14 protein-coding genes are annotated in these 16458 nt (G+C 57.5%); 8 read left to right on the plus strand and 6 right to left on the minus strand.

Translation table 11 applies throughout. The features are described 5' to 3' along the window. The first annotated feature begins 199 nt into the window (after window positions 1-199). From FIV46_RS05875 to FIV46_RS05890, 4 genes are all read left to right on the plus strand, one after another. The gene (locus FIV46_RS05875; protein WP_139939391.1) at window positions 200-1123 is read left to right on the plus strand and encodes a dihydrodipicolinate synthase family protein; all 924 of its coding nucleotides are present in this window, start codon (window positions 200-202) and stop codon (window positions 1121-1123) included. A gap of 4 nt (window positions 1124-1127) precedes the next feature. After that, window positions 1128-2135 (plus strand): 4-hydroxyproline epimerase, encoded by a 1008-nt coding sequence (locus tag FIV46_RS05880; protein ID WP_139939394.1) that lies wholly within the window; start codon window positions 1128-1130, stop codon window positions 2133-2135. 138 nt (window positions 2136-2273) lie between these two features. Further along, window positions 2274-4076 carry an acyl-CoA dehydrogenase family protein gene (locus FIV46_RS05885; RefSeq protein ID WP_139939397.1) on the plus strand — a complete coding sequence of 601 codons (1803 nt, stop codon included), beginning with the start codon at window positions 2274-2276 and terminating at the stop codon, window positions 4074-4076. Window positions 4077-4116: 40 nt separating this feature from the next. Continuing rightward, on the plus strand, window positions 4117-5742 hold the full coding sequence (locus FIV46_RS05890; RefSeq protein WP_181163105.1) for a long-chain-fatty-acid--CoA ligase: 1626 nt from the start codon (window positions 4117-4119) through the stop codon (window positions 5740-5742). A gap of 32 nt (window positions 5743-5774) precedes the next feature. Here the strand turns inward: FIV46_RS05890 and FIV46_RS05895 are convergent, their stop codons facing one another. After that, window positions 5775-7877, minus strand: coding sequence for a TonB-dependent siderophore receptor (locus FIV46_RS05895; RefSeq protein WP_181163074.1), 2103 nt, complete (start codon window positions 7875-7877; stop codon window positions 5775-5777). 170 nt (window positions 7878-8047) lie between these two features. On the opposite strand from FIV46_RS05895, the gene FIV46_RS05900 reads away from it, so the two are divergent. The 3 genes from FIV46_RS05900 (at window position 8048) to FIV46_RS05910 (ending at window position 10070) form a co-directional block, all read left to right on the plus strand. Continuing rightward, window positions 8048-8620 carry a lipid-binding SYLF domain-containing protein gene (locus FIV46_RS05900; RefSeq protein WP_219845914.1) on the plus strand — a complete coding sequence of 191 codons (573 nt, stop codon included), beginning with the start codon at window positions 8048-8050 and terminating at the stop codon, window positions 8618-8620. 113 nt (window positions 8621-8733) lie between these two features. Further along, window positions 8734-9168 (plus strand): carboxymuconolactone decarboxylase family protein, encoded by a 435-nt coding sequence (locus FIV46_RS05905; protein ID WP_379955175.1) that lies wholly within the window; start codon window positions 8734-8736, stop codon window positions 9166-9168. After that, window positions 9138-10070 (plus strand): RNA polymerase sigma-70 factor, encoded by a 933-nt coding sequence (locus tag FIV46_RS05910; protein WP_219845916.1) that lies wholly within the window; start codon window positions 9138-9140, stop codon window positions 10068-10070. The genes FIV46_RS05905 and FIV46_RS05910 overlap by 31 nt, the downstream gene beginning before the upstream one ends. 12 nt (window positions 10071-10082) lie before the next feature. Here the strand turns inward: FIV46_RS05910 and FIV46_RS05915 are convergent, their stop codons facing one another. The 5 genes from FIV46_RS05915 to FIV46_RS05935 all read right to left on the minus strand — a co-directional run bounded on the left by FIV46_RS05915 (window position 10083) and on the right by FIV46_RS05935 (window position 15655). Then, on the minus strand, window positions 10083-10868 hold the full coding sequence (locus tag FIV46_RS05915; protein ID WP_139939406.1) for a hypothetical protein: 786 nt from the start codon (window positions 10866-10868) through the stop codon (window positions 10083-10085). A gap of 88 nt (window positions 10869-10956) precedes the next feature. Next, window positions 10957-12417, minus strand: coding sequence for a protein adenylyltransferase SelO (locus FIV46_RS05920; protein ID WP_139939409.1), 1461 nt, complete (start codon window positions 12415-12417; stop codon window positions 10957-10959). Further along, window positions 12414-13421, minus strand: a complete 1008-nt coding sequence (trhO, locus tag FIV46_RS05925) for an oxygen-dependent tRNA uridine(34) hydroxylase TrhO (protein ID WP_139939412.1) — start codon at window positions 13419-13421, stop codon at window positions 12414-12416. The genes FIV46_RS05920 and trhO overlap by 4 nt, the downstream gene beginning before the upstream one ends. Window positions 13422-13521: 100 nt before the next feature. Then, window positions 13522-14631 carry an endonuclease/exonuclease/phosphatase family protein gene (locus tag FIV46_RS05930; protein WP_139939419.1) on the minus strand — a complete coding sequence of 370 codons (1110 nt, stop codon included), beginning with the start codon at window positions 14629-14631 and terminating at the stop codon, window positions 13522-13524. Between the two features lie 130 nt (window positions 14632-14761). Beyond that, window positions 14762-15655, minus strand: coding sequence for a LysR family transcriptional regulator (locus tag FIV46_RS05935; protein WP_139939421.1), 894 nt, complete (start codon window positions 15653-15655; stop codon window positions 14762-14764). Between the two features lie 97 nt (window positions 15656-15752). Here FIV46_RS05935 and FIV46_RS05940 point away from each other — a divergent pair, with 97 nt between their 5' ends. Continuing rightward, complete coding sequence (locus FIV46_RS05940) at window positions 15753-16454, plus strand: pirin family protein (protein WP_139939423.1); 702 nt, start codon at window positions 15753-15755, stop codon at window positions 16452-16454. The last annotated feature ends 4 nt before the right edge of the window (window positions 16455-16458 follow it).

Here is a 16458-nt window from a genome sequence, read left to right on the forward strand (position 1 = left end):
GTTGCGCCTGTGCAGCATAAAACGGTCAGTATCGCAAACAAAATCATTTTATAATGCATATCCGGTTTCACTACCAAATGCTTTTGCTGTCGGGGGCCGGACAAGGTTCTGCGGCGGCGCAATTTGGCTTGCCGGACAGAGGACTTGACGCTACCCTTAGCCGTTGGTTCAGGATTTTATACAATTTCGGAGCAGGCCGATGGCGCGACAGGCGGAAGAGATTTTCAGGGGGGTGTTCCCGGCGGTGACCACCCAGTTCGACGAACAGCATAATGTGGACCTGACGGCCACGCAGCAGGTGATTGATGGCTTGGTGCACGACGGGGTGCACGGGCTGGTGCTGATGGGCACGGTCGGGGAAAACAACTCGCTCCGCACGGAAGAAAAAATCTCCCTGCTGGAAGCAGCGAAGGACGTGGTTGCCGGCCGGGTGCCGATCCTGTCCGGGGTATCACACTTTACGACCGAGGAGGCGCAGGACTATGTCCGGGCGGCCGAGCGCATCGGCATTGACGGCCTGATGGTGCTGCCGGCCATGGTCTATGTGCCGGACCAGGCCGAGCTGGAACAGCATTTCCGGCTGGTGGCCTCGGCCACCGGCCTGCCGATCATGCTCTATAACAACCCGGCGTCCTATCGGGTCAGTATTTCCGTCGAGACCCTGGAACGGCTCGCGGATGTGGACAATATCGTCTGCATCAAGGAATCGGCTGAGGACACCCGCCGCTTCACCGACCTGATCAATGCCTGCGGTGAGCGCTTCATCGTCTTTGCCGGACTTGACGACATGGCCTTTGAGGGGCTGGTGCTGGGGGCCAAGGGCTGGGTCTCCGGCCTGACCAATGCCTTCCCGCGCGAAAGCGTTGCCCTTTACGAGCTTTTGCAGCGCGGGGAAATCGACAAGGCGCAGGCGCTGTACCGCTGGTTCATGCCGCTGCTGCATTTCGATTCCAAACCCAAGCTGGTGCAATATATCAAGCTGGTGGAGCAGGTGATGGAGCGGGGCTCGGAGCGGGTGCGCCTGCCGCGCATGATCCTGAGCGGCGCGGAGCGGGAGGACCTGATTTCCACGGTTCGTGAGGCAGAGGCAACCCGGCCCGACCTGGATAGTTTACTGGGATAGCGCCATGCCCGAAACACCGCATGTCTTTTTCTGTATCGACGGCCATACCTGCGGCAATCCGGTCCGCCTGGTGGCCGGCGGGGCGCCGCTGCTCAGGGGAAAGACCCTGGCCGACAAGCGCGTGGAGTTTATCGAACAGCATGACTGGATCCGCCAGTCGCTGATGTTCGAGCCGCGCGGCCACGACATGATGTCCGGCGGCTTCTTTTATCCGCCGTCTGATCCCGAGGCCGATATGGGCATCCTGTTCATGGAAACCAGCGGTTGCCTGCCCATGTGCGGCCACGGTACCATCGGCATGGTCACCATGGGGCTGGAAAACGGCCTGCTGCATCCGTGCGAGGAAGGCCGGTTGACACTGGAAACCCCGGCCGGACTGGTGCAGGCAGAGTATGTGCGCGAGGGCGAGCGGGTCACCGAAGTGCGGCTCTATAACATCGACAGCTTTCTATATGCCGAGGGGGTAGAGGTCGATTGTCCAAAGCTCGGTCCCCTGAAAGTGGATATTTCCTACGGCGGCAATTTCTACGCCATCATCGATCCCCAGGAAAACTATCCGGGGCTGGAACATTTTACCGCCACGCAACTGGTGGGGCTGAGCCCGGAACTGCGGCGTCTTTTGCAGGAAAAAATCACCCCGGTTCATCCGCTCGACGACCGCATCCGCGGCGTCAGCCATCTAATGTGGACCGGGACGCCACAAACGAAAGGCGCCGATGGCCGCAATGCGGTCTTTTACGGCGACAAGGCCATCGACCGCTCGCCCTGCGGTACCGGCACCAGCGCCCGGCTGGCCCAGCTTGCGGCCAAAGGCAAACTGAAACCGGGCGACGACTATGTCCATGAAAGCATCATCGGTTCCTGCTTCCGCGGCCGGGTGGAACATGCGACCAAGGTGGGCGATTTTGACGCCATCCGGCCCAGTTTTGCCGGCTGGGCGCGGCAGACCGGGCTCAACACCATCACCGTGGATGAGGATGATCCCTTCTGGCGTGGCTTCCGGGTGGTCTGAGGCGAGAACAGCGGTGGTGTGTGATTTCCCTTTGATTGAAACGTTCGTTTGAATATACTTCCCGCCAGGAGATATTTTTGAACTCCGGCGCGGCCCATAAGAGGCGGCCCGGAGAGCGGTCCTGGGAAAGGGAGATTGATGTCGTTTTTATTTGATCACATGCGGGAGGTTAACTTCCAGCTTCACAATGTGCTGGAAAGTGAACAGGCTTTCTCCGGCGGTGTTTTTGCCGACTATACGCCGGAGACCATGAGCGCCTTTCTGGAGACGGCCCGGGCCGTTGCCGAGGACCATTACCTGCCGCATTATCAGACCGGGGACCAGCAGGAGCCGGCCTTTGACGGCGAAAAGGTCCACCTGCTGCCGGAACTGGCGGACGCCTGGCGGGCCTTCGCCGACGCGGGGTTCCTGTCCGCCCATCATGATGCGGAGCACGGCGGGATGCATATGCCGCAGACCCTGAACAGTGCCTGCATGTCCTTCTTTTACGGCGCCAATATTTCTTTCTCCGGGTACAGCCTGCTGACCATCGGCGCCGGCAACCTGATCCGCAGTTTCGGCACCGAAGACCAGATCGCCCGCTTCCTCGCGCCCATGACCGACGGCCGCTTTGCCGGCACCATGGCGCTGACCGAGCCCGGGCAGGGATCGGCTTTGTCGGATATCAAAACGACCGCTGAACTCCAGCCAGACGGCAGCTATCGCCTTAAGGGGCATAAAATGTTCATCTCCGGCGGCGACCAGTCCATCACCGAAAATATCGTGCATATGGTGCTGGCCCGGATCAAGGGCGCGCCGGAAGGGGTCAAGGGCATCTCCCTGTTTATCTGTCCCAAGGTGCGGGTGGGTGAGGATGGCTCGTTGGGGGATCGTAACGATGTTGCCCTGGCCGGTCTGCTGCATAAAATGGGTTATCGCCATACGACCTCCACGGTGCTGAATTTCGGCGAGAATGACAATTGCGAGGCCTTTCTGGTCGGCGAGCCCAACCGCGGCCTCAGCTATATGTTCCAGATGATGAACGAGGCCCGGATCAATGTCGGTCTCGGCGCGGTCATGCTCGGCCTGGCCGGCTATCACTACAGCCTCAACTACGCCCGCGAGCGGCAGCAAGGCCGCCTGCCGTCCTGCAAGGACCCGCTGAGCCCGCAGGTGCCGCTGGTTGCGCACCCGGATATCCGAAGGCTGCTGCTGGCGCAAAAGGCCTATGGCGAAGGGGCTTTGGCCCTGGCCCTCTACGCCAGCCAGCAGGTGGACCGTATTGAACTGGCCGACGACGGGGCCGAGAAGAAACGCCTGCTCGGCCTGTTGGACCTGCTGACCCCGGTGGTGAAAAGCTATCCGTCAGAATATGGACTCGAGGCCAACAAGATGGCGATCCAGGTGCTCGGCGGCTCGGGCTATATCCGCGAATATCCGGTCGAGCAATATTACCGGGACAACCGCCTCAACCCGATTCATGAGGGCACCGAAGGCATCCAGGGGCTGGACCTGCTGGGCCGCAAGGTGGTGATCGACGGCGGCGCCTCCCTCAAATTGCTGCTGGAGTGTATTGCCGAAGATGTGCGGCTGGCATCTGAAGACGTGGTCGGGGAGGAAATCACCATCCCGGTGGCGGAAAGCCTTGACCTGGTCGGGCGGGTGACCCGCACCCTGACCGGAAAAATGGCCGAGGATGTGGACCTGGCGCTGGCCAACGCCACCCTGTATCTGGATTTCATGGGCCGGGTGATCATCGCCTGGATGTGGCTGCGCCAGGCCCGGGCCGCCAAGCTCGCCCTGAACGAGGAGCCGGAAGGAAACCAGGCGGATTATTACCAGGGCAAGCTGCAGGCCGCCCGCTATTTCATGGGCCGGGAACTTACCCGCACCAAAGAGCAGGCGAATATACTGATGGGATTTGAGTCCAGCGCCTTTGAGATGCAGGACAGCTGGTTTTAGGGTACAATATACAAAAATAAAGGGAGACATCATGGCCTCGATGCAATCGGCACCGATCAATCTTGTGGAAATCCTGATCCATGCCGCCACCTACCACGGCGAAGCGGAAATCGTCTCGCGCCTGGCCGAGGACGGCAGCATACACCGGGAAAATTACGGGCAATGCCTGGCACGGACAGAAAAGCTGGCGGCAGCGCTGGCCCGGCTCGGTGTCCGGGAGGGCGACCGTATCGCCACCCTGGCCTGGAACGGCTATCGCCATATCGAAAGCTGGTTCGCCATTTCCGGCAAGGGCGCCATCTGCCACACCCTGAACCCGCGCCTGTTTGCCGAGCAATTGATCTATATTATCAACCACGCCGAAGACCGCATGATCCTGACCGACGTCACCTTCGTGCCGCTGCTGGAAAAGCTGCAGGAGCATCTGCCGACGGTGGAAAAATACATTGTCATGACCGACCGGGCGCATATGCCGGACACCAGCCTGCACGGCGCGCTCTGTTATGAGGATCTGCTGGCGGCCGAGGACAGGGGGTACCAGTGGCCGTCCTTCCCGGAGGAGACGCCGTCCTCACTTTGTTACACATCCGGAACGACAGGCAATCCCAAAGGCGTGCTCTATACCCATCGCTCCAACCTGCTGCATGCGGCCTGCGGCAACAGCCCGGACGGCTTCGGCCAGGCGGCGGAGAGCGCCATCCTGATCATTGTGCCCATGTTTCACGCCAACGCCTGGGGCCTGACCTTTGCCGCGCCCATGGTCGGGGCAAAGATGATCCTGCCCGGGGCCGGCATGGACGGGGCCAGCATCCATGAACTGATCCGCGCCGAGGGTGCCACCTGCTCGGCGGCGGTGCCGACCATCTGGAACGGGCTGCTCGACTATCTCGATAAAAGCGGCCAGGACCTGGCCACTATTAAAAGTTTGATTGTCGGCGGCTCGGCCGCGCCGCGCTATATGATTCAGCTGCTGGACCAGAAATATGGCGTCGAAGTCAACCATGCCTGGGGCATGACCGAGATGAGCCCGCTCGGCACCGTCAATCGGGACCTGCCGTTCATGAAGGGGCTCAAGGACCGGGATTACGAGGCCTGGCTTGACCTCAAATGCAAGCAGGGCCGCCCGCCGTTCGGCGTGAAAATGAAAATCGTCGATGATGACGACAATGAGCTGCCGTGGGACGGCACCACCTTCGGGCGGCTGCTGGTCAAGGGGCCGTGGATTGTGGAAAGCTATTACAAGCAGGCGGAAAAGGCGGTCGATGCGGACGGCTGGTTCGATACCGGCGATGTGGCCACCATCGACGCGCATGGCTTCATGCAGATCACCGACCGGGCCAAGGATGTGATCAAGTCCGGCGGCGAATGGATCAGCTCGGTGGACCTGGAGAATATCGTCATGGGCCATGACGCGGTGGCGCTCGCCGCCGTGATCGGCATGTCCCATCCCAAGTGGGAGGAACGGCCGCTGCTGGTGGTGCAGCTGAAACAAGGGGCCGAGGCAAGCCGGGAAGAGCTGCTCGGCTATCTCGAGGGCAAGGTCGCCAAATGGTGGATTCCCGACGATGTGCAGTTTGTCGAGGACATCCCGCTCACTGCCACCGGCAAGATCAGCAAGCTGGGCCTGAGGGAAACGTTCAAAGATTATAAATTTCCCGAGATCTGAGAAAAGTGCCCCATCCGGGGCACTTCTCAATGTTAGAAATCGATCCGTGCCGACAAAGAGATTTTCAGCGGTTCGGCGGGGTAAATCTTATAGTCGTTGCTGCCGCCGGTATAATAGACCTTGTTGGTCAGGTTGGCGATATTGACGGCATATTTCATGCGGTTTCGTTCGTAATATAGCGCCGCATCGACAACCGTATATTCAGGCAGGAGCACTCGTTTTCTGCTTTCTTCATCGGTAAAGCGGTCAGATTCATACCGCACGCCGAGGCTGGCTCCCAGCAGGCCACCCAACACTTCCCGGGGATAGTTGTAACGCATCCACAGGAAGGCGCTGTGCGCTGGGGCAAAGGCTGGTACGTTGTTGAGCGCATCCTCGTTGAAGGTTTCAGCCACTTCCGCATCTACATAAGTGTACCCGCCCTGAAACTGCAGGGTATCCGTCGCCTGATACTGCAGATTGACTTCAATGCCATTGCTGGTGATTTTGCCCACAAGTTCGTTATAGTCGCCGTTGTTTTCCACCACATTTTCCTTGCTGATATCAAACCAGGCGGCATTCAGGTTCAGCCGGCCGTCAAGGGCGGCGAGCTTAACGCCAGCCTCGAACTGCTCGCCCTGTTCCGGGTCCAGCTGGTCGCCATGCTGGTCATAGGTGGCCACGGTCTGTGGGTTGAAGGACTGGGCGTAGGAGGCATAGAGTGACAGCCTGTCGTTGACCCGATAGACAATGCCGCCATTAAAGTTTGTGCTTGAGGTATTTGTTTCGTCTTCGCCGGTATCGTCGTTGTCGAGATAATAATATTCGTAATCACCTTCCTGATAGTCAAACCGTACACCGGCGACAAGAGTCAGATGCTCGTTTATTGTGAAGCGGTCGAACAAATAGGCGCCAACGTTATAAAGGTTCCACTTGCGGAAGTTGCCCGGGTCGTCTTCCAGGATCTGGCCTGTATAGACCGGATCATAGATATCCACGTTGGCGCCCCGGGTATCAAAGGCAAGCCGGTCATACTGGCGATATTCATAACCGCCGTTCACCCCGGCCAGGATATTCTGTTCGATGGCGCCGTCGATATGATAGTTCACATTGGCGTCAAAGAAATGATATTTGCGGTTGTTATATTGGTTCCGGTTACGCCGGCGCAACGTATTGTCCGGGCGCACCGCATTGCTCTCATAGAGATCCCGTTCATCTTCATGGAAAACGCTACGCCATCTGAAAGAGGCGGTGAGATTGTCGCTTGCCTGATGTTCCAGGCTGAGGGAGAAGGCATAGCCTTTATCATTATCGCTGTCGCCCGGTTCCTGATAATAGGTCTCGATGGGCGCAATGGTGGAGAGATCCTGATTCAGGACAAACAGGCCGTCGTCACCGCTGCGGTCTTCTTTGGTATATTCAAACTGCAGATCAAGACGGGTCTTGTCACTCAATTGGAACGCCAGGCTCGGATAGAAGTAGAGGGTGTCTTCCTCCACATAATTTCGGAAGCTGTCTTCGGTTTCACCGCCCGCCACCAGCCGGTACATGATCGTGCCGTCGTCATTGAGCGGGCCGGTCAGGTCAATTGATCCCTCCAGGCCGCCCTCGTTCTGGTCTATGAAATGCTGGTAGGTCACATCAACGGAACGATAGGTTTCGGCCTGCGGTTTCTTGGTGACGATATTGAGCATCCCGCCCGGATCCATCCAGCCGTAAAGCACGGAAGCCGGACCTTTGAGGACTTCCACCCGCTCGATATTGGCCGTGACCGGGGAGCCGAAGCGGGAAACCAGTCCCGGCAGGCCGTCCACCTGGATATTCTGCAGATCGGCGGACAGGCCGCGGATGGTGAAAGAGTTGGCGTTGGTGCCGGACCGGGAAAAACCGGAAATATAACCATAGGCGTCTTCCAGGGTGTTGGCTTTCAGGTCTTCCAGCATGGTGGCGTTAAGTACACTCAGACTGAAAGGCGTTTCCAGATCGTCCGCTTCCATCTTCATGGCCGTTTTGCGGGCCTTTTCGAAATAGGACTGTTGTTTGCCGACAACGATAATCTCCTCGAGACTGTCGTCGTCTTGTTGTGCCAGGGCAGGGGGTGTGCAGGCGCCGACAGTTATCAGGGCGGCCAGGGCTGTGGTAGTCCGGATACTCATTTTATTCCTCCAGGTTACTTGTACGTAGACTGGAGGGACCATAGAATTGAATTTATAATAATGCAAATCATTATTAATATTAATAAATCGGAAGCTGCTAAAACTGTCTGGAAATAGCCTTATTTTACCGCTAGATAATATAGAAACCAAAAGAGGAAGGGATATATGTAATGTTCAGAAAAAGCTTTTTGATTCTCTGTGCGATGATGGTGCCGCTGTTGGCATCCGTACCCGCCCAGGCCAAATCCAAAGACGAAAAGCGCCAGGAAATCCTGGAAATGAAGGACGAAGTGCTGGCCAAGCTCTATAAAAGCAACCCGGAAACCAAGTCCATGATCAAGGAAGCCGAGGGCTATGCGGTCTTCAACTCGGGCGGGGTCAATGTGATCCTCTTTTCCGCCGGCTCCGGCACCGGCGTCGCCCATGACAACAAGTCGGGCCAGAATATCTATATGAAAATGGCCACCGGCGGGGTCGGCATCGGCCTCGGCGTCAAGGATTACCGCACGGTGATGATTTTCCACAAGCGCTCTTCCTTCGATAATTTCGTCGACAAGGGCTGGGACTTCTCCGGCCAGGCCGATGCGGCGGCCAAGGTCTCTGACGAAGGCGGGGCGGCGAGCGGCGCCGATACCGTTGTGTCCGGCGTCAGTGTCTACCAGATGACTGAAAACGGTCTCGCGTTGCAGGCGACCCTGCAGGGCACCAAATACTGGAAAAACGGCAAGCTGAACAAGGACTAGCTTCGGCATCAGAATTCAAACCAAAGGCCCGCAAATTTAGCGGGCCTTTTTTGTCACAGACGGCCATCCCCATTCGTCATCTCTTCAGACGACTTAACTCACAGAGGAGAAAAATGATGACCATGACGACGGCTATCCCCTATGAAAACCATATTCCCGATGTGCTGCAGGCATTGCAGCAGGTGGAAGTAACCATGGCGGAGCATGGCCTTGATCCGCTGCTGGTGCATCTGGTCAAGCTCCGTGCCTCCCAGATCAACAGCTGCGGTTTTTGTGTGAAAATGCATATCCGCGAGGCCCGCGCCGACGGCGAAACGGACGAGCGTCTGGAACGGCTTGTGGTCTGGCGCCATGTGGACGATTATAGTGAGCGGGAGCGGGCGGCACTCAAATGGACCGAGGCGCTGACCACCCTGAAGGAGGACACCGACTACGGCGCGCTCAGGGCGGAACTGAAGGCGCTTTTTTCCGAGGCGGAAATATCGGTTTTGACCTCCACCATCATGATGATTAATCTGTGGAACCGGATGAAGGCCTCGCAACATTGACCATGACCGATACCGACCTGTTGACGGATTTTGAAACGGCCCGTCCCCGGCTCAGGGGGCTGGCCTACCGCCTGCTGGGCTCGCTCAGTGATGCCGAGGATGCCGTGCAGGAGTGTTTCCTGAAATGGCAGGCGGCGGACCGGACGGCGATCGACAATCCTGCCGCATGGCTCACCACGGTCTGTACCCGCCACTGCCTGGACGTTTTGAAATCGGCGCAGCGCAGCCGGGTCGATTATGTCGGGCCGTGGCTGCCGGAACCGCTCGCCGGGACCGAGGAGGGCGACCCGGAACAGCAGGTGGCGCTGGCCTCCTCGCTGTCGCTGGCCTTTCTCACCCTGCTGGAACGGCTGACACCAAAGGAACGGGCCGCCTATCTGCTCAGGGAAATTTTCGATCAGGACTATGCCGAGGTGGCGGAGATTATTGGCGCGACGGAACCCAACTGCCGCAAGCTGGTGTCCCGGGCGCGGGACTATGTGAAAGGAGAGCGTCCGCGGGCGGTGGTGCCTGTCGAGCGGCAGCAGTCCCTGCTGGAGAGTTTTCTCGGCGCGCTCGGCTCCGGTGATACGGACCGGCTCAGCAGCCTGCTCAGCGAAGACATCCGGCTCACGACCGACGGCGGCGGCAAGGCCCACGCCATTCGCGAGCCGCTGTTCGGCGTTGAGCGGATCGTGCATTTCTTCCGGGTAATCTTTATCAACAATGCCGGTCAGGGCCGGATTGAAATGTCCCTGCTCAACGGCGCCCCGGCGCTGATTGTCGAACTGGACGGGATGGTGGTCACCGCCCTGTCGTTCGACTGGGACGACGACGGCCGCATCCGGGAAATCCTGATCATGCGCAACCCGGATAAATTGGAGCGGTTGCAGGGTATTTATCAGTCAGTAGGCGTACTATAATGAAGGAGTATTTTATCCAGCGATAAGGTCTCGAAGAAATTTAAATATTCTACAAAATAGTGCTGCAAATACTTGGCCAGTTAAACCAAAAATCATACATATTGATGCAACAATCCAAACGTCTTTAATCCAGAGACCCGAAAGGATTACAACAACGGCTGACAAAAGGAGCGCTACTATTATTGAACTGGTTACTGAAACACCGAAAAGCGGCTTCATTACAAGATAGGGAACTAAATTCTGCTTGAGACGAATGCCCTTGCTAGGCGTGCTGATGAATACTTCTGGAGGATTGTCATCATTAGGGTTTGTGCATAGGTAGGAGAATTTCAGCCTTTTCCCGCGATTAAAAACACCAAGCTCATATTCCCTTGAATGATAATACTCATCTATTTGTTGTTGGTTCGGTTCGTGATCTTTAGGTATATGTAATCTTTCTTCGTAATGTTCTTCTTTGGGTATTACATAGGGTTCATCAACAACCACAGCACTTTCATTCAAAAGAAGTGTGTTGTCTCCAGAATAGATTTTGAATTTAATATTTTCAAAATCTTTCGAAGTTCCATTTTCCACTACAAAGTTGGTTATATATAAATTTCTGACATTATTATCTTGCCAGGTTACTCTAACTGAGCCGAAGGTTTTATCATCAGTGGAAACACCAATGTTGTTTGTTTCCACAATATATTTGAGTACCGATGTTTTGTTAGAAATATTACCGAAGAGCCATTGGATTCCAGAACCGATTAGTCCACCTACAACTAGGTAAATTATATTTTGAAGACTAAAATCTTCCATCGTTCCCCCTTAAAATGATGATATGCTCAAGGCATTTTAGCAGAAAAGAACTTGAGTGCTACTGTTAGAAGCAAATTCAAATATCAATTCAACTCGAGCAGCTAATCTCCAGCTTGCGGCCCCACTCCGGCGGTTCGGCGGCGTAGTCTTCATGCTCAGGCTGCTCGTCATAGGGCTTTGACAGGATCTCGATCAGTTTTTCCACTTCCGAGGCGTCGCCGGCCTCGGCTTTCTCGATGGCCTGCTGGGCCAGGTAATTGCGCAGGATATATTTGGGGTTGGCTTTCTTCATCGCCGCCTGCCGGTCTTCGTCGATGGAATTTTCCTGCACCAGACGGGCTTTGTAAGCCGTGACCCAGTCGCGGAACTGGACCTGCTGCTGCTTCGGCACATAGAGCGCCGTTTCATCGTCCTCCTGCCGGAAATCGGCGAGCCTGCGGAAGAAGATGCTGTAGTCGATCGCATGCTGGTGCAACAGCGCCAGCAGGTCGCCCATCAGCTGGCGGTCCTGGGGCATCATCACCTTGAGGCCGAGCTTCTTGTTCATCAGCCGGTCATAGTCCTCGAAAAAGCGGGTCTGGTAGACCTCCAGCAGCTGCTCGGTCAGCTCGCCACTGAGCAGGTCCTTCATCGCATAAGCCAGGGCGCGCAGGTTCCAGAAGCCGATGCTCGGCTGCTGGTTAAAGGCATAGCGGCCCCACTCGTCGGAATGGTTGCAGATATAGTCCGGGTTGAAAGCCTCCATGAACCCATAGGGGCCATAGTCAAAGGTCTCGCCCAGCACCGACATATTGTCGGTGTTCATCACCCCATGGGCGAAGCCGTAAGCCTGCCAGTGGGCGATCATGCTGCCGGTCAGCTCCGCCATCCGGAGCAGCAGGGCGTCATATGGTTGTTCCGCCTCCGAAACGTCAGGGAAATGGGTCGCGATCACATAGTCGGCGAGTTGCTTGAGCGCCTCCGGCCGCTTGGTATGGGCGAAATATTCAAATGAGCCGAAGCGGACGTGGGAGCGGGCGAGCCGCACCAGCAGCGCGGCATTCTCGAGCGTCTCCCGCTGTACCGGTTCCGAGCTTTCCAGCACACAAAGCGCCCGGGTGGTCGGGATGCCGAGGTGATGGAGCGCCTCACTGGCGAGATATTCGCGGATGCAGCTCCGCAGCACCGCCCGGCCGTCGCCGAAGCGGCTAAACGGCGTCTTGCCCGAACCCTTGGTGTGGATGTCCCACAGTTCGCCTGCTTTGTTCCTGACCTGGCCCAGCAGGATGCCGCGGCCGTCGCCGAGCTGGGCGCTGTAGCCGCCGAACTGATGCCCGGCATAGACCATGGACAGCGGCTGGGCCTGCTCCGGTACTTCATGGCCTGCGAAGATATTGACGGCCTCGGCCGAACCCAGCCAGTCGGGATGCAGGTCAAGCAGTTGTGCCGCCTCCCGGCTGAAGGTGACCATGCGCGCATCCGGCAGCGGCCGGGCCCGCATCGGCGCAAAGAAGGGCTCCCCCAGCTCCGCAAAGCGGTTGTCAAAACTGAGGGAGTCGATCATGCTCAGGCCTCCACGTGTTCGGCGGAGTGGTGGTCGTGCTGCTTCTGCTCTTCCTTGAAGCGGCGTTTTTCTTCCCGGCGCTGGGCGATGATGTCCGAGACTTCGCCGCCGATATGCTCGCCGCCTTTTTCCCGGGCCAGTTCGATCTGCCGTTCGCGCTCCTGATAGCGGCGCAACTGTTCGGCAGATTTTTCATCGTGGCAGTGATGGCAGCTCACGCCCTTTTCGTAATGGGGATGCTGTTTGTCCTCTTCGGTGATCGGCATGCGGCAGGCATAGCACTGGTCGTAAATGCCCGGCTCCAGATTGTGTTTGACCGCGACCCGGCTGTCAAACACGAAACATTCGCCTTCCCACAGGCTGTCTTCTTCCGGCACTTCCTCGAGATATTTCAGAATCCCGCCTTCCAGGTGATAGACTTCGTTGAAGCCCTGCTCCTTGAGGTAGGCGGTGGATTTCTCGCAGCGGATGCCGCCGGTGCAGAACATGGCCACCTTCTTGTCTTTGTCACCTGAAAGGTTCTCTTGCACATAGGCCGGGAACTCGCGGAAGGTGTCGGTTTCCGGGTTGAGGGCGCCCTTGAAGGTGCCGATGCCTACCTCGTAATCGTTGCGGGTGTCGACCAGGATCACGTCCGGATCGCTAATCAGCGCATTCCAGTCCTGCGGCTTCACATAGGTGCCGACGATATGGTTGGGGTCGATCCCCTCCACGCCCATGGTGACGATTTCCTTCTTCAGCTTCACCTTGGTGCGGTAGAAGGGCATCTCGTCGGTATAGCTTTCCTTGGTGACAATATTCTTGAAGCGCGGATCGGCGCGCAGATAGTTGTGCAAATTTTCAATGGCTTTGGGCGTGCCGGCGACGGTGCCGTTGATGCCTTCGCGGGCCAGCAGCAATGTGCCCTTGATGCCCTGGTCCTGGAGGAAATTGAGAAGGGGCTCACGCATCTCTTTATAATCGTCGAGCGTGACAAAATGATAGAGTGCCGTAACGACAATCTGTGACATGATACTGTTCCTTTTGTTGCGGGCCGGAGCGTAAATCCGGAGCACCAATTCAGGAGCCTTATATAACAGCGGAACAGGGCGAGTTCAAGCCGGGTGCGACTTACAGGCCGGCGGTCTGCTGCGGGATCTGCTCGGGGATCCAGCGCAGCTCATATTGCACCAGGTAGCCGTCATGGTCGGAGAGCGGTTCGCCGTCGATAATCTCGTCAAAGATCAGCTCGACCCGGACCGGCCGCAAGTGGGCATGGCGGCCGCTGTCAAAGGCCTGCAGGTCGTTGCTGTCGAGCCAGGGTGTCGCGCTTTTCACGTCCAGCCGCAGTTCGCAGCCGCTGGCGGCCTCCAGGCAATATTCCCGGCTGAACTGCTGCGCCGGGCGCGGACTGCTGTGACGCTTGAGCTGCTCCACCAGCTCCGGCAGGCCTTTGAGGTTGAAGTCACCGGCCACGATCAGCGGATTGTCGCTGTCGGAGTTCTGTTCGATCAGGCGGCGCATGCCGCCGAGCTGCAGCTTCTGTGCGGCGCTGGTGCGGGAATAGTCGACTCCCGAGGACGGCCCCTTGGAATTCATATGGGTGTTGACCACTTCGAGCGGGAACGGCACCCCGGGGATGCGGACCCAGGCCATCATCACCCCCTTGTTGGCGAGGCAGTCCCAGCCGGCGCAATCCCGGCGCGGGAAGGCGGCTTTGTGGGCCCCGACAATGGGAAAGTCGCTGAGGATATAGAGGCCGCTGTTCATGACCTTGCCCCAGGTCTCGCCGCGCCAGTTGCGAAGGTCGTCGAGAAAGTCTGCCGAAGCGTCCGGCGAGGCGCCTTCGACCACATCGTCCGCCCGCGGGCCGGCTATATAATTCCGGTAGCCGCCGGCCTGGATGATGTCGCGGCTTTCGTCCATGAAGGCCTCCTGCAGCAGCACCAGATCCGGGGCGCGGCCCTGGCTGCGAAGCTGGGCGAATTTGTCGGCGATCATGGCCAGCCGTTTCGCCCGGCCGCTTTTGATCGGCCAGGGCAGGCCGGCGATATTGTAAATCAGCACGCTGAAGCTGATTTTGTGCTCGCCGGTGTCGGGATCAATTTCGACAGCGGGAGTTTTTGTGGCGGCACTTTGCGGCAGGGGCGGCTGGCCCGTCATCGAGGTATTGGCCCCCGACGACCAGCCCAGACTTAATACGCCCACGAAAAACAGCACTTTGAGACGCGGCATCTTCATCCGTAATCCCCTGTGAAACGGCACAAGATAAGTTCCGTTTACGGGGCGCGACTCAGCCTGTCAACGACGCAGGACTCCTGTCACGGAAGAATAATTTTTCCGAAGTATTCCCGTTACTTAAGGGTCACAATTATGCAAAACTTTCCGCGAAATAATCGCTCAGGAAGTCGATCAGGGTGCGCACTTTGGTCGACATCAGTTTTTTGTGCGGATAGAGCACATAGATGTGAAAACCGGGTTCCTGGAAATTTTCCAGCAGCGGCACCAGCCGTCCGTCGGCAAGCCCCCGACCGGCGATGAAGCGGGGCAGCAGAACCACACCCTGGCCATTGATGGCCGCCTCGCAGAGAAAGTCGCCGTTGTCCGAGGTCAGGGAGCCATGGATCTGAATATGGATTTTTTTGTCATTGCGGTAAAAGTCCCATCCCTTGGAGCGGTTGGGACTGGTAAAGGTCAGACAGTTATGCCTGAGCAGATCTTCGGGCTGTTCGGGTGCCCCGTGTCGGGCGATATAATCCGGGCTGGCGCAGGCGACCCTGTGGCTCGACGCGATCTGCCGGGCCATCAGGTTGGAATCCGGCAACTTGCTCGACACCCTGATCGCCAGGTCGAATCCTTCCGCGGCAATATCGACAAAACGGTTTGAAAAGGAGGTGTTCAGGGTTACACGCGGATATTTTTCCAGATAGGCGCTGAGTGCCGGCCCCAGGTGACTGGCGAAGCTCAGCGGGGCCGCCAGCCGGATATCACCGATCGGCGTCTGGGTTTTGCGGCGCAGGCTTTCTTCTGTCTCTTCCAGCTCGTTGAGCAGCTTCTGGACCTGTTCCAGATACTGATAGCCGGCTTCGGTCAGGCTGACATTGCGGGTGGTGCGGTTGAGCAGCCGGGTGCCGAGATCATCCTCCAGGTCCTTGACCCGTTTGCTGACCACGGAATTGGCCAGATTGAGCCGTCGCGCCGCTTCGGCGAAGCTCCCGGTCTGGCCCACAACGGCAAAGGTTTTGATATTGGATAATTTGTCCATTTATATAAAAAATAGAATAATGAAGTTCCTAAAAGGGATATTATCATAAATATAAGAAAAATATATTCTTTTGTCCCGAAATATAGAGAGGTTCGCAATGATCCTGAAAAGGGACAGAAATGATCGGGGCCTGACGACAGGAAGCTGGCTGACCAGCAAACACAGCTTTTCCTTCGGCCGTTACCACGACCCGGGCAATATGGGCTTCGGGCCATTGCGGGTGATCAACGAGGACTGGATCAGGCCGGGCACCGGTTTCGGGACCCATGGTCACGAAAATATGGAAATCATTACCTGGGTCCTCGAGGGCGTGGTGTCCCATCGGGACAGCATGGGCAACGAGGTGTCCATCGGACCGGGGGAAATTCAGCTGATGAGTGCGGGGCGCGGCGTCCGGCACAGCGAATATAACGCCTCAGACGACACTGAACTGCATCTCCTGCAGATCTGGATCATGCCCAACCAGGTGAACGGCGAACCAGGCTATCAGCAGCGACAATTTGCCGATGGGGAATTCCATAACAGTTTTCACCTGCTGGCCGCGCCGGAGGGAGAGGAGCAAAGCCTGTCCCTCAAGCAGGACGCGCGCATTTTTGCCGGGCGGTTTGATCCTGACGTTCATCATGTCCGGGAGTTGAATCCGGACCGGAGATACTGGTTGCAGGTGGCCCGGGGCGAACTGGAACTGAACGGGCAGAAAGGAATGGCCGGTGACGGCTTTGCCCTTGAAGAAGAGCATGGCCTGGAGCTTGCCGCCCTGACGGCAACCGAGCTGCTCTTGTTTGAATTGCCAAAATAAAGGA

The organism is Emcibacter nanhaiensis, from assembly GCF_006385175.1.
Taxonomy (GTDB): Bacteria; Pseudomonadota; Alphaproteobacteria; order Sphingomonadales; family Emcibacteraceae; genus Emcibacter; species Emcibacter nanhaiensis.

What these genes read in the sequence shown, in the direction of transcription:
- FIV46_RS05935 (WP_139939421.1), bottom strand. Translation starts at nt 15,655, where the DNA reads ATGGACAAATTATCCAATATCAAAACCTTTGCCGTTGTGGGCCAGACC.
- FIV46_RS05875 (WP_139939391.1), top strand. Translation starts at nt 200, where the DNA reads ATGGCGCGACAGGCGGAAGAGATTTTCAGGGGGGTGTTCCCGGCGGTG.
- FIV46_RS05940 (WP_139939423.1), top strand. Translation starts at nt 15,753, where the DNA reads ATGATCCTGAAAAGGGACAGAAATGATCGGGGCCTGACGACAGGAAGC.
- FIV46_RS05905 (WP_379955175.1), top strand. Translation starts at nt 8,734, where the DNA reads ATGATGACCATGACGACGGCTATCCCCTATGAAAACCATATTCCCGAT.
- FIV46_RS05890 (WP_181163105.1), top strand. Translation starts at nt 4,117, where the DNA reads ATGCAATCGGCACCGATCAATCTTGTGGAAATCCTGATCCATGCCGCC.
- FIV46_RS05930 (WP_139939419.1), bottom strand. Translation starts at nt 14,631, where the DNA reads ATGAAGATGCCGCGTCTCAAAGTGCTGTTTTTCGTGGGCGTATTAAGT.
- FIV46_RS05900 (WP_219845914.1), top strand. Translation starts at nt 8,048, where the DNA reads ATGTTCAGAAAAAGCTTTTTGATTCTCTGTGCGATGATGGTGCCGCTG.
- FIV46_RS05880 (WP_139939394.1), top strand. Translation starts at nt 1,128, where the DNA reads ATGCCCGAAACACCGCATGTCTTTTTCTGTATCGACGGCCATACCTGC.
- trhO (WP_139939412.1), bottom strand. Translation starts at nt 13,421, where the DNA reads ATGTCACAGATTGTCGTTACGGCACTCTATCATTTTGTCACGCTCGAC.
- FIV46_RS05885 (WP_139939397.1), top strand. Translation starts at nt 2,274, where the DNA reads ATGTCGTTTTTATTTGATCACATGCGGGAGGTTAACTTCCAGCTTCAC.
- FIV46_RS05895 (WP_181163074.1), bottom strand. Translation starts at nt 7,877, where the DNA reads ATGAGTATCCGGACTACCACAGCCCTGGCCGCCCTGATAACTGTCGGC.
- FIV46_RS05915 (WP_139939406.1), bottom strand. Translation starts at nt 10,868, where the DNA reads ATGGAAGATTTTAGTCTTCAAAATATAATTTACCTAGTTGTAGGTGGA.